Below are 12,739 nucleotides of genomic sequence, written 5' to 3'. Positions count from 1 at the left end.
TACCGCTCTGACAGAGTGCTCGCCCATGAGTTGGAAACCGTTGTTGTCACGCTGGAGTCAGGAGTGGATCCGCAGCCGCGAACCCGGCCAGGAGGATCCGGAGATCCTGCGCGCCGGTTGGCTCGGGTTCGCCCCGGCAACCGAGGACGCGGTCGCGGCGGCCGAGGTGCGGATCGGGCGGACGCTGCCGCCGTCTTACCGCGAATTCCTGCTGACGACCGATGGCTGGCGGCACGCCGGGGATTTCGTCGACCGCATGCGGGACACTTCCGACATCGACTGGTTGCGTGACATCGAACCGTTCTGGGAAGCGGACTGGAAGGACCTCTGCTACGAGAATCCGGCCCCCGAGAACGGCAATCCACTGGGCCGCGGACTGCTGATCTCGCGCGAGGCCGATGCCGGGATCCTGTTCCTCGATCCAGGTGATGTCGACGCGGCCGGGGAATGGGCCGCCTACAATCTGTTCGCCTGGAGTGAAGGCCCCACACGGTACCCGTCGTTCGCCGGGCTGATGGAAGACCTCTACGCCTCGTTTCACAGCCTCAACCATCCCGAGGGCGAGACCAGCGAAAGCTGGGACGTCACGGTCGAGCAGGCCCGTCGCGCCGCACTCTCCGGTGCGGTGGACACGGCGGCGCAAGCGCTGGAGCAGGCCGAGAAGTTCGGCCGTGACCGCGCCACCGTGCTGCGGGCGCAACTACAGCTGTTCCTCGCACGCGACAGCATGTACACCAGGCAGTCGCTGAGCCGGTGGGTGGGTTCGGCATCGGAATCCGCGGATTTTCCCGACGATCCGCTGTTCACCGCGGAACTGCTGCCGGTACTGTTCGCCGACCACATCGCGAACGCGCACCCGAACCAAGGAACGGTCCTGCAATCGGCGATGTACGACGAGCGCACACATCTCGTCATCGGCGAGTATCAGGCCAGGCTGCGGCGCTACGGTCCCTCCTTCGATTTCGGGAATCCGGAATTCGATGCCCTGATCCGGCAGGCGCTGCGCGAGCATGCCAACGATTCGGACGCGCTGTGGGAAGCGGTCTGCGCGGCGCTGGTGCGGTGGCGACCGCGTACACCCGACCACATCGCGCCGATCGTGCTGCTGGCCGACCCGATCCTGGCCGAGACGCTCACCCCCGAGCGTGGCCGCGCACTGCTGTCACAACCGAGAGGGTGACCGACATGGAATTCCCGAGTCGTCACGATGTGGCGATAGCGTTGATCATCGATGCCTGCGGCGACCTCCACGACTTTCCCGACGGCGATGTCCTGGTGGCGACGGAAACCGAGACCGACGAGTCCGGGTACACCGTCAATATCAGCCGGATCGCCTGCCGGGCTTGCGGAATGATCAAGGTGTCCAGGTGGCGGGAACCTGGCCCCACCGAACAGGCCCGAGGTTTCATCGTGCTGGGCCAATATGAGTACCCCCAGCCGGGAGATGTCCCCGGCATCGTCGACCGCGCGCGAGAGATCACCGACGCGGAGTACGCGAAATACCTTGCCACACACGGCTTCGGCGACATTCCCTCCTACTACGCTCCGGATCGGCGCGCGACCACCGAACGGTACGATTTTGTGCTGCGCATCCGCGCCGGTCAGTTCTTCCTGCTCGAACGGCCGAGTAAGATCGGCGAAATCCTCCCGATCCCACCGTATGCCACCTCCACCGATCTGATCGACGCTGTCCCCGGCGCGGCCCTGTGCTGGGCGCCCGTCGACGACGGCGAGATCGCGGTAACCGTTGTCACGGCGCCCGAAGACCCCGGCCCCGACCGCTCCTACCCGCGCATCGCCGAGTTGAGCTGCCGATTCCACAGCGGCGGCATCTACCTGTGTGAACTTGCGGGCCGCAACCACGAACTGCCGCCGCTGCCCGCAGGCTACGGCGACTACCGGCTGCGCTTGCATACGAGCGATTCCGGTTGCCTGCTGCAGATTTGGAGTCAGCCCCGCACGAAACCCCTGGTCCACCCGGCGATGTGACTGCTCCCGATCGAGCGCTCATCGCTGATGGCTCCGGTTCCACACCGATCTCGAGTGCCGCAGAATAATGAATACCGCACGGCCGCAATACCGCTACATCACCAGTACGTCTTGTAAGCGTCCTATAAGGATGAATTGCATTTGATTGCAACGCTGCACGTTGCCGCGATGAAGGCTACGACGCAGGTCCAGAGTAGTTCGCTACCTACCGGGTTCCGCAGAAACCGTGCCCCACCTGGCCGATTCCCTCGTCCTTCCACAAACAAGACGCAACAATGTTGTGTTTGGCAACACCATAGAGAGAGCTGATCTTCCCGCCGCGGCGCACCTGATGCTCGCCGATGGAGTCGTGCACCTGGACCCAGAACACGCAGTGTTCGGTGCGCCCACCTTCCCGAGCCCATTCCAGGTCATCTGTCACCCGTGCTGGTCGTCGAACATCTCGGCGGCACGCCGGGTGTCCATGTATTCGCGCACTCGATGGATCACGCCACCCGATAGTTCGAAAATGAAGCAGTAGTCATTGTCGTAGTGTCGCCCGTTCATCAGGGTTGCACGCATTCGTTCCTCGACAACTACGGTGCAGCCATCCGCAACGACAGACCGGAAGTCCACCTTCCGGTCTGCCACGAATACCGCCGGGAATTCGATCGTCAGAAATCGCACGATGCGGTCCCGGCCGATCAAGTGATGGGTCCCTCCGAGCGCACGGGCTGTCGCGTTGCCCGGTGGCGCGAGCCATTCCGCGTCGGCTGCGAAGACTGCGGCGATCCGGTCGGGGTCCTGAGCGGCGAACTCGTTCCAGGCCCGCAGAATCAGTGCTTTGCTCGTCTGTGCATCCATACGTCCAATCGTCGCGATCGCTCGACGATCGGGCACGCCATATTCGGACACGTTCGAGCGGAGACGTCCGGATGTGTCTGGTCCTCGAGGCCGAGTGCCATACAGACTTCCGATATGGAACTGATCCAGGGCGTTGTCACAACGGGCATTTACTGCCTGCCGCCGTGTCCGGGGCGCCCATTGCCCTCGAACGTCGTGTCGTTCCCGTCTGCGGCGGCAGCCGAGGCCGCGGGCTTTCGCGCTTGCCACCGTTGTCGGCCGTACCGTAGCGACGGCAGGGCGGCGGCCGGTACATCCGTGTTGGTTTGTCGCGCAATCGATCTGATCGCGGCGGGCGCATTGGACGACGGCGCCGAGGCTGAGCTCGCGGCGAAGTTGGCGGTGTCGCAGCGACATCTGCGCCGGATCTTCATACAGCAGGTCGGCGTCACTCCCGACCAGCTTGCCCGGTCGCGGCGTGCGCATTTCGCCCGGCGCTTGTTGGACGACACCGACCTTGCGGTGTCGGATGTCGCCTTCGCCGCGGGCTTCGGCAGCTTGCGCCAGTTCAACCGAGTGATGGCTGCGACCTTCCGATCCACACCGCATGAACTTCGCGCACTGCGGCGACGCACGGATCGGCTGATCGCTGATGGTGGACTCGCGCTGCGCGTACCACTTGCCGAGCCAGGGCAATTCGACCGACGGCTGCGGAATCTCGCCATCGAGGCCATCCCGGGGCTCGAGATCGCGAGGGCTAGGCATTACCGGCGCACGGTGACCTTGGACGGCGATCCAGGAGTGATCGAGATCGGTGCCGGCAGCCGGTCGGATGTACGGCTGACGGTACATCTCCCTCGCATCGAAGGGCTCATTCACCTGGTGGCGCACATCCAACGACTACTGGCCGGCGACGCTTGGGATCCTTACGAGGTGGGTATTCGTACCATCGTGGCGGACCACGTCGGCCCGGCCGCGGCACCCGGCGTTCTCGGTGAGACCGTCACCAGATATGGCACGCCCATTGAGGGGTTGCGGCAAGTTGGCCTGACCCACCTCTTCCCTACTCCGGCCGGTCTGGCCACCGCCGACCTCGAGGACACCGGGCTCGGCGACGCCGGCACGCAGGCCGTCCGCGACTACAGCTCCTCGCTAAGGGAATAGCGCATCAATCGAATACGGGTACTTCGCCAGCCTTCCACGTCACCGCTCTCCGTCTTTCGCCGGGCCCCGTTCATTCAGCGCCGCAAGGGAATCCACATACCGCACCAAGAGACGGGCCAGCTCCAGACGGTCGTGCTCCGACCAGTCTGCGGTGATGTAGTCATAGGCCTCACGCTGGCGTTTGCGGAAACGGGCCATCAGGTCGTGGCCGCTATCGCTATCGACGCGGACCTTTCGGACTCGGTTGGCGGTCGATGTTCCTGATCAATATCGTGCTCGGCGAGCTGGCCATCGTGCCGGCTGCCCGGCTACTGCCCCGCCACGCACGACACCGAATTTAGAGTGTGGGTCACGTGGACGCGCCCCTCGTGGTGCTCTTCGGAGCCAGCGCGGTTGGGCGAGGCGGTCAACCGGCGTCCAGCTGTTTCCAGGTCTTCCGCTTCTCCTCACCGGTGTTCTGTGGTTGACCCGCTTCATGATTGATCGGTAACTTCCCAATGGGAAACAATGACCGCGAAGTGCGTGAGTCACCTCTCGGACGGAAGGAGCGGTGAGTGCCGACGTACACGGCATCCCAGAAGCGGGCACAGGCACACGCAGATTACGACGCTTTCCTGGCGGGCTGTCCCAGCCGCCAGTTATTCAACCGGATCTCCGACAAGTGGGTCGCGCTGATCCTGGCCGCGCTCGGCGGCGACGGCCCCGGGAACGACAGTATCGGCGAGCCGCAGTCGATGCGGTACTCCGAACTGTCGCGTCGGCTGGCCGGTGCCAGCCAGAAGATGCTCACTCAGACACTGCGTTCCCTCGAACGCGACGGCCTGCTCACCCGCACCGTGACCCCGACCGTGCCGACGACAGTCACCTACGAACTGACCGACCTCGGCCGCTCGCTGCACGACCTGATGCGCGGTATCAAACACTGGGCCGAGGCGCATATGGACGAGGTACTTGCCAACCGCGACGACTACGACACCCGTATCGCCTGACGCTTCACTCTCGGTGATCGCGGGACAGCCGGACAACACGAACACGGGCTGATGTGCCAGGTTTCAGGCGGTCAGCAGCAGCGTCGCGACGATCAGTGCGGCCTTTTCATCTGTTCGACGTGATCAGCCCGTCGGGGCGGATGCCGCGACAGGGCTTCTCTCCCGAGTGGCGTCGAATTCGTCTGCATTCGGACGACTGTCAGGGCTTACAAGTGGTGGTCACGACGTCTGTGATCGACGCCGAACCTGACCTGCCTGGCCAGTTGGTCAGGGCTCGAGCACGTAACGACCGCGCAGCCCGCCCTCAGCCACGGCCCGGTGGGCGTCGGCTGCCTGGGCCAACGGCACGACTGCATGTACTCGGGCCGACAACCGGCCGGACGCTGCGCGGGTCAGCAGCTGCCCCAATCGCGGACCGTCAGAGTGCATCACCAGCGCGTTCACTGTGATCCCACGCTCGGCCGCAGGCACCAGGTTGGGCCGGACACCGACGAAGGCTCCGCCATCGCGGACCGAGGCCAGGCCCCACACCTGTTGCGAGGTGGTATCGACGACCGCATCCCAGCCCGGCTCGGCGTGCGTGACGAAGTCGGCCCCGAGACCGCGCACGAACCCCTCATCCGCGGCTCGGGCCAAACCGGTTACCTGCCAGCCGCGATCGGACGCGAGCGAGGCCACGTTCGCCCCGATCGCCCCGGCCGCGCCAGTCACCAGCAGCCGGTTGCTGTCGGCGGGCGCGTCACCGAGCAAGTCGACTATCTGCGCCGCACCCAGCCCGTTGAGCGGCACCGTCGATGCCGCGGCCAGGTCGAACCCGTCGGGTACCACGGCAATATCGGCGGCGGGCACGATGAGCTGTTCGGCGTAGGTGCCGAAGTCGCGGTCGAAACCGACGACCACGCCGGCGACCCGGGTGCCGACAGCCAGGTCGACTCCGGGGCCGGCGGCGTGCACGGTGCCGGCGAAGTCCCAGCCCAGGCCCGTGTGGTCGGGCTGATTGATCATGCCCAGGCTATGGAACAAGCCCCCCACGACTCCGAGGTCGGTGGGGTTGACCGGCGCGGCGGCGACCGCGACCAGAACCTCGCCGGGGCCGGGCTCGGCGACGGGAACATCGATGATCTCGATCGAGTCGGGCCCATTCGGGGTGCGGACGACAGCGGCTCGGAACGTTGACGTGCTCATGGCTCACTTCTCTTCACATGTGTTCTGTGGTTGACCTGCTCCATGATTGACGGGCAACTTTCCAACGGGAAGAAGGCACTTTGAAGTGCGTAGGCCACCTCCCGGTGGAAGGCCACGTGCCAACCACCGTTCGCGGTCGGACATGCCGGGGTCGGCAGCAACCCCTCGCGCAGCGCCCCTCCAGGTCGGTGCAATCGGTCGGATACCGGCGCGCACCGCCGGACGGCGAGCGCGCCGTACCCTTTTGCACTGCAACGAGATTCGGGCTACTCGAATGATCAGACCAGCAGTCTGGTCAGCATCTCCAGAGTTGCCTGCACGCGACCCACCCGTTGCGGGCCAGGCGAATCCGGTCGTCACCGATGCTGCTGTCGAAGGGCTGGCGCGCCCGATGCGTGTCCAGCACCGCGGCGGCGCCGTATCGTCCCGATCAGGGAAACCAGCTGCGCGGCAACAGCACTGCAACGATTCCCGCTGCTCGCCGGGCCGCTGTTGACCCGCAAACTGAACCTCGACCTGATCGCGGAGCACTACGACGATTTGCTGCGGCTGGCCGGGTCGCTGAAGTTCGGGCACGCGACTGCGTCGCTGCTGGTAGGGAAGCTCTCGGCGTCGGGGCGGCAGAACTCCCTCGCGGCGGCGTTGAAAGAGTATGGGGCGCTTCGCCGTACGATCTACGCCGCCCGCTATTTGTCGGATCCGGACTATCGGCGCAAGATCGCTCGCCAGCTCAACAGGGGCGAATCGGTCCACACGCTCAAACGCGACCTGCTCTACGCCCACGAGGGCATGATCCGCGCCCGGCATCTCGAGGACCAGACCGAACAAATGTGGTGCCTGACACTGGCCACGAATGCGGTGATCGCCTGGACGACAGAATATTTCGGACTCGCTGTGGAGCAGATGCGACGTCAGGGCCGCCGGGTGGACGACGAGGTACCGGCTCACGTGTCCCCGGCGCACAGCGAGAACATCAACTTCTTCGGTGCCATCGAGGTCGACATCGACGCCGAGCTGGCCCAGCTCGGGCCGACCGGGTACCGGCCACTACGCGTCCGCGACACCCTGTGCTGATCGGGGTCCAAAACATCCGCGAGAGCCGCCACCTCATCTGGGGTGCTCGACCTCGATCCGCCGGCGCGGTGCCGACCACCCGGCTGGACCTGAACCCCCGCGTTGTTCCTGGATGCCCTGTCACCTGAGAGGGGGATTTGGTTCCGATGCGTGGCAACCCCAGCGATCCGCGTGACGTTGAACTGGTCAGATCGTGTCGTCGAGCCAGTCGAAGATGCGCGCCACCGCAAGGCGAAGCGCGCCTGGGTGGCAGTGGACGTCACTCTTCCGGGCCTTCGGTGACCGTGCCGGGCTGCTCCGTGCGCTGTACGAGGCACGACTCGAACCGATCCGGGACGCCATCGAAACCGGCCCGCCACCCTTGGGGCCCGCCACCCCACCACACCAGCGCGTACCCGCCCTGCTTGACGCCGTCCTGTGCTTCAAACTCGACAACCGCCGCCTCGCGCTGGCCCTGGAGGAAAGCGGGAGCAGCAGTCCTTACCAGGCCGGGCATTACGTGCGGTGGCACGGCCTGTTCCAAACCGTACTGGAGCAGATCCCAGGCCTGCCCGACAGCGACTTCACCGCCCACGCCCTGCTCGCCGCCATCCGAGCCGACCTCGTCGAGCAACTGGCCGGACAAGAGCGCATGCCGCGCGAAAGGATACGAGCGCAACTGGCGCACTTCGCCACCAGAGTCCTGGCCTCTGCCCCGCACCGTGGGTGATCGCCGAGCCCTGATCAAGAATCGGGCAACTTCTGGGCGGGCAGGGCTTCTCGCAAACGATCGGAATGGAAACGCGGCCCGGCGCTGACGGTCGTCCCGGCAACCCAGTCCGAGCGGCCGGTGCGGATCGGCTACGCCAGAACCTCGACCGCCCGCCAAGAGCTGGCCAGCCAACTCGAAGCCCTCCGCAAAGCTCAGTGCCACAAAATCTTTCACGAGCAGATCAGCACCCGCGTCAAGGTCCGGCCCGAGCTGGAGAAGGCCCTCGCGCTGGCCCGCCAGTTCAAAGAAGCCGCGCCCCAGGTACCCGTCGTGTTCACCGTCCACGAACTCAAACGCCTGGCCCGCAACGCCGCCGAGCTGATGACACTGTCCGGCGAACTCCAGACCGGCGGCATCCAACTCGAACTACTCACCGGCATCTACGACCCCAACGGCATGGGCTCGATGTTCTTCGCAGTCCTGGCCGTCGCCGGACAGATCGAACGCAACTACATCCGCGACAAAACCCTCGAAGGCCAGCTCATCGCCGCCTCCAAAGGCAACCACGGCGGCCGGCCCAAAGTCATCGACGACGACGCACTCACCTTCGCCCTCGCCCTGAAGGACAAAGGCGACCCCGTCCCCGACATCGCCAAGAAACTCACCATCAAAAGCGGGAAACGCGCGGGCAAGCACCCCTCGGTCGCCTCCCTCTACCGGGCGTTCGCAGAAGCCGAGCAGGCCGCAACCGCCGAGCACCCGGCGTTGCGGCCCACACCCGCCCACACCCGCCCGCATCCGCCGCCCCGAGGAGTCGCTGACACCCGAGGAAGCCGACCTTCGCGAACGACTCCAAGCCCAAGTCCTCCAGCATCGACCCGACCAATAACCGCCCCAGTCGGTGATCTCAACGCCACCATCCCTGACCAGGGACTACGCCATATCCGTTGTTTTTTCAGCGATTGCTACTTTTGCCGCCAATTGCATCGGATGCGAACTCGCGACGATATGCACATCAGGCGGTTCGAGGGCGGCATAACCAGCCTCTACCAGAGGGATTCGGCTGCGCTTGCACCGATGAGGATAGACGGCCGAAGGCCCCGAAGCGGTCTGTCTGACGCAACTGCCTGCGGATTCCGCCATCACTTGCATACGATGCGACTTTCTCGCATCTGATGCGACCGATGGAGGTGGGCCGGTTTGGCGGGTTTCGGCGGTTCGGTGCCGGGTGCGGCACGGCTGCATCTGGTCGACGGGGTGTCACCGCTACGGCCGGAGGATCAGGTCTTCGAGGCAATGCTGGCGGGCTTCGCGAATCAACAGCTAGCCCGGAATCTGGCCCGCACCACGGTCGAGGGCCGCGAGCGCACGATCAAGGCGTTCGCCGGGTACGTGAATGCCTTTCCGTGGCAGTGGAGTCCGGCGATGATCGATGAATGGCTCGGTGACCTGCGGTCGCTGCGGGAGCTGAAGCGGACGACGGTCCGTTCCCATTCCGAGGCGATCCGGGCGTTCTGCGGTTTCGTCACCGACCCGCTGTATCGGTGGTCGGCGACCTGCGAGGATCGGTTCGGCACGCACCCGGTCCAGGTGGTGCAGGCAGTAGTGGTGCAACTGAACGGGATCCGGCGCTAAGCCTTCGGGATCCGGCGCTACGGATTGGTCGGTGAGCGAACCGGTTGTTTTGATTCGGAAACCGCGAGCGTGGTTGTGGCGCTGGTGGTTTTATTTGCGGCTGTGCAGGATGAGGGTGCAGCGGGATATGGCCGGTACGGTGCATTGTCCCGGGTCGAGTTGGAACGGTTTTTCCATCTGGACGACGAGGACCGCAAGCTGATCGCGGCCCGACGCCGGGATTCGAACCGGCTCGGGTTTGCCCTACAACTGGTTACTGTCCGCCATTTGGGGATGTTCCCGCCCGATCCGCTCGAGGTGCCTGCGGAGTTGGTGGAGTACCTGGCCGCTCAGCTCGATATCGCGGATCCGGCGTGCGTGAAGTCCTACACCGATCGGGACAAGACCAAACTCGAGCACGCCTGGGAGATCCAGCGCGAGTACGACCTTGTGCCCTTCGCCGAGGTCGAGGCCGAGTTGGTGGCGTGGATCGCCGATCAGGCGTGGATGACCGGCGACGGCCCGAAAGCGATCTTCGACGGCGCGGTCACGTGGCTACGGAATCGTAATTCCCTGCTGCCGCAAGGGGTGACGACCCTGGAAAGGCTGGTCGCGGCGGGCCGTCAAACCGCAGATCAGCGGTTGTGGGCGCAGCTCGGTGCCCCGCTGACCCCGGCGGATGAGCAGCTGTTGTTGGGCATGTTGGAGCCTCGGGTGGAGCACCGGCGCAAGGTCATCGATATGGAGCGGTTGCGGCGGGCGGTGTTCAAACCGTCCGGGAAGGGGCTGCTGACCGCGTTGGGGCGGTTACGCGATGTGAATGCGCTGGTACCGAGTTCGGTAGATAGCTCTGCGGTGCCGCCGCGCCGTCTGCTGGGGTTGGCCACGCTCGGGTTGTCGGGACGGGTGAGTCAGCTGCGTCGCATGCCGCGCGAGCATCTGCTGGCGGTGCTGGTCGCGACCGTCTTCACGATGCGCGCGAACGCCGTCGATGATGTGCTTGGGGTGTTCGACCAGGTGATGGTCAACGATCTGATCTCCAAGGCCGAACGCCAATCCAAAGACGAGAAACTGCGCCGCTACCCGCGGGTCTCGCGCACCGCGGGCAAGCTCGCATCGGCAGTGCGCGTGCTCCTGGAAATGACCGAGGTCGACGCGCAGATGCCGATTCAGTTGGTGTGGGATCTGATCGAAAACGCGGTCACCAAGGCCGAACTGCGAGCGGCGATCGCCACGGTCGAGGAACTGGTCCCGGCTTCGGACGCCGAGCTCGACGGGCAACGGCTCGAGGAGCTCGCCGGCCGGGTGAACACGGTCCGGATGTTCTTGCCGTCGTTGATGCGCACGGTCGAGTTCGGTGCGACCGGGGACGGGAAAGCGGTGCTCACCGCCATGCACACCATCGCGGACCTGCTGACCGCGCCGTGCGCTCGCGGCGCCTCGGTGCGCTGGTTCGATGCGCGGCGTGTGGATCACGATCTGGCCGGCGGGGGCTGGCAGCGCCTGGTGTACCCGTCCGAGCGGCCGGAAGGGACTGTCGATCGGGCGGCGTACACGTTGTGCGTGCTCGAGCAGTTCCACCGGAACCTGAAGTACCGCAACATCTTCGCCGAGCACTCCTCGAAATGGCGTGATCCTCGAGCCCATCTGTCGTCAGGGGTGGTGTGGGAGCAGGCGCGCGGTGCGGGCATGAACGCCCTGGGTCTCCCGGAGAATCCGCATGCGATGCTCACCGAGCACGCCAGCACCCTGGACACCGCGTATCGGGAGTTGATCGCCCGCCTGGGCGACGACGCCCCCGCCAGCGTCGATGAAGAGGGGAAACTGCACGTCGCGGCTCTGACCGCTCTCCCGGACCCGCCCAGTCTGATCGATCTGCGCAGACGGATCGATGCCATGCTGCCCCGGGTGGATCTGCCGGAGCTGGTGATGGAAGTGATGTCCTGGTACCCGGAGTTCACCGAAGCGTTCACTCACGTCTCGGGCAACCCCGCCCGCGTCGCGGACCTGAATGTGTCGGTCGCGGCCGTGTTGTGCGCGCACGCGATGAACGTCGGATTCAAACCCGTTGTCTCCCTGGGCGTCGAGGCGCTGACCAGAGACCGGCTCCAGCATGTCGATCAGCACTATCTGCGCTTGGAAACTCTCGCCGCCGCCAACACGGTGCTCGTGCAGGCTCAAGCGCGGATCCCGTTGGCGCAGTTGTGGGGTGGCGGGCTGGTCGCGAGCGTGGACGGGATGCGGTTCGTGGTCCCGGTCCGCACCCACCATGCCAAACCCAACCCAAAATATTTCGGCAGGAAGAAAGGGGCGACCTGGTTGAACATGCTTTCGGACCAGGCCGCGGGCCTGTCGGCGATGGTGCTCTCGGGCACCCCACGCGATTCGCTGTACGCGGTGGACGTGGTGCTGCGCCAGCACGGCGGGACGATCCCCGAACAAATCATCACAGATACGGGGTCTTATTCCGACATTGTCTTTGGAATCCTGCATTTGCTGGGTCGCAAGTACCGACCGCAGCTGGCGAATCTTCCTGATCAGCGGTTGTGGCGCATCGACTCGGCCGCGGACTACGGCCCCTTGAACAAGGCCGCACGGGGGCGTATCGACACCGGCAAGATCGCCGAACATTGGGAAGACATGTGCCGTCTGGCGGTGTCGATGCACGCCGGTGAGGTCTCCGCGCACGAGGTCACCCGCATGATCTCCCGCGACGGTAACCCCACCAGCCTCGGGCAGGCGGTGGCTCACTACGGGCGCATTCCCAAGACGCTGCATATCCTGCGCTTGGCCGATGACGAACCGTACCGGCGCGAAGGCAAAGCCCAATCCAACCTCACCGAGGGCCGTCACGACCTGGGGCGGCGAATCTTCCACGGCCGCAAGGGCGAGCTCATGCGCGCCTACTACGACGGCATGGAAGACCAGCTCTCCGCACTCGGTCTTGTCCTGAATTGCGTCGTTCTGTGGAATTCCTCGTACATGAGCCGGGCCCTGGATGCGCTACGCGCGCAGGACTATCCGGTGCGCGAGGAGGACGCCGCGCGCCTGTCCCCGTTCGTGCGCGAACATATCGGACTGGCCGGACATTACAGTTTCCACCTGCCGGACCTGGGCGGTGTTCACCGGCCGCTACGTGATCCTGACACCGCGGAAGACTGACGGCCGGTGCCCACCACCGGCCGTGCCCCTCGTCTCCGCGACACACGTA

Annotated in this window: 10 protein-coding genes and 2 pseudogenes; 10 read left to right on the top strand and 2 right to left on the bottom strand. The window is 65.3% G+C overall.

What is annotated here, in order from left to right; genetic code table 11:
• The first annotated feature begins 25 nt into the window (after positions 1-25).
• Both LKE06_RS15855 and LKE06_RS15850 read left to right on the top strand, forming a co-directional pair.
• Complete coding sequence (locus LKE06_RS15855; RefSeq protein ID WP_227999750.1) at positions 26-1,180, top strand: SMI1/KNR4 family protein; 1,155 nt, start codon at positions 26-28, stop codon at positions 1,178-1,180.
• Positions 1,181-1,185: 5 nt separating this feature from the next.
• Positions 1,186-1,989 carry a hypothetical protein gene (locus tag LKE06_RS15850; protein ID WP_227999748.1) on the top strand — a complete coding sequence of 268 codons (804 nt, stop codon included), beginning with the start codon at positions 1,186-1,188 and terminating at the stop codon, positions 1,987-1,989.
• Positions 1,990-2,406: 417 nt separating this feature from the next.
• Here the strand turns inward: LKE06_RS15850 and LKE06_RS15845 are convergent, their stop codons facing one another.
• On the bottom strand, positions 2,407-2,832 hold the full coding sequence (locus tag LKE06_RS15845) for a nuclear transport factor 2 family protein (RefSeq protein ID WP_227999746.1): 426 nt from the start codon (positions 2,830-2,832) through the stop codon (positions 2,407-2,409).
• Between the two features lie 114 nt (positions 2,833-2,946).
• On the opposite strand from LKE06_RS15845, the pseudogene LKE06_RS33205 reads away from it, so the two are divergent.
• The 3 genes and pseudogenes from LKE06_RS33205 to LKE06_RS15830 all read left to right on the top strand — a co-directional run.
• Positions 2,947-3,081, top strand: a pseudogene (locus tag LKE06_RS33205) (Ada metal-binding domain-containing protein); the annotation flags it as partial.
• Between the two features lie 48 nt (positions 3,082-3,129).
• Entirely contained in the window at positions 3,130-3,975 is an 846-nt protein-coding gene (locus LKE06_RS15835; protein WP_228000637.1) for a helix-turn-helix domain-containing protein, read from the top strand.
• A 554-nt stretch (positions 3,976-4,529) separates the two neighbouring features.
• A complete protein-coding gene (locus tag LKE06_RS15830) occupies positions 4,530-4,964 on the top strand; it encodes a winged helix-turn-helix transcriptional regulator (protein ID WP_227999743.1) in 435 nt (144 codons plus the stop codon).
• A gap of 267 nt (positions 4,965-5,231) precedes the next feature.
• On the opposite strand, the gene LKE06_RS15825 is transcribed toward LKE06_RS15830, so the two are convergent.
• Positions 5,232-6,149: an NADP-dependent oxidoreductase gene (locus tag LKE06_RS15825; RefSeq protein WP_227999741.1), complete on the bottom strand. Its 918-nt coding sequence runs from the start codon at positions 6,147-6,149 to the stop codon at positions 5,232-5,234.
• Positions 6,150-6,629: 480 nt separating this feature from the next.
• On the opposite strand from LKE06_RS15825, the pseudogene LKE06_RS15820 reads away from it, so the two are divergent.
• The 5 genes and pseudogenes from LKE06_RS15820 to LKE06_RS15800 all read left to right on the top strand — a co-directional run.
• A pseudogene (locus tag LKE06_RS15820) lies at positions 6,630-7,223 on the top strand (Tn3 family transposase); the annotation flags it as partial.
• Positions 7,224-7,437: 214 nt separating this feature from the next.
• Complete coding sequence (locus LKE06_RS15815) at positions 7,438-7,932, top strand: TetR/AcrR family transcriptional regulator (protein WP_227999735.1); 495 nt, start codon at positions 7,438-7,440, stop codon at positions 7,930-7,932.
• A gap of 120 nt (positions 7,933-8,052) precedes the next feature.
• A complete protein-coding gene (locus LKE06_RS15810) occupies positions 8,053-9,090 on the top strand; it encodes a recombinase family protein (RefSeq protein ID WP_227999732.1) in 1,038 nt (345 codons plus the stop codon).
• 24 nt (positions 9,091-9,114) lie between these two features.
• Positions 9,115-9,549 (top strand): site-specific integrase, encoded by a 435-nt coding sequence (locus tag LKE06_RS15805; RefSeq protein WP_227999730.1) that lies wholly within the window; start codon positions 9,115-9,117, stop codon positions 9,547-9,549.
• 102 nt (positions 9,550-9,651) lie between these two features.
• Positions 9,652-12,690: a Tn3 family transposase gene (locus tag LKE06_RS15800; RefSeq protein ID WP_227999729.1), complete on the top strand. Its 3,039-nt coding sequence runs from the start codon at positions 9,652-9,654 to the stop codon at positions 12,688-12,690.
• Positions 12,691-12,739 lie beyond the last annotated feature (49 nt).

Origin of the sequence: Nocardia australiensis, from assembly GCF_020733705.1 — a bacterium.
Lineage (GTDB): Bacteria > Actinomycetota > Actinomycetes > Mycobacteriales > Mycobacteriaceae > Nocardia > Nocardia australiensis.
This window is presented reverse-complemented; position numbering and strand designations above follow the sequence as displayed.

What these genes read in the sequence shown, in the direction of transcription:
- LKE06_RS15855 (WP_227999750.1), top strand. Translation starts at nt 26, where the DNA reads ATGAGTTGGAAACCGTTGTTGTCACGCTGGAGTCAGGAGTGGATCCGC.
- LKE06_RS15850 (WP_227999748.1), top strand. Translation starts at nt 1,186, where the DNA reads ATGGAATTCCCGAGTCGTCACGATGTGGCGATAGCGTTGATCATCGAT.
- LKE06_RS15845 (WP_227999746.1), bottom strand. Translation starts at nt 2,832, where the DNA reads ATGGATGCACAGACGAGCAAAGCACTGATTCTGCGGGCCTGGAACGAG.
- LKE06_RS15825 (WP_227999741.1), bottom strand. Translation starts at nt 6,149, where the DNA reads ATGAGCACGTCAACGTTCCGAGCCGCTGTCGTCCGCACCCCGAATGGG.
- LKE06_RS15815 (WP_227999735.1), top strand. Translation starts at nt 7,438, where the DNA reads ATGCGCGCCACCGCAAGGCGAAGCGCGCCTGGGTGGCAGTGGACGTCA.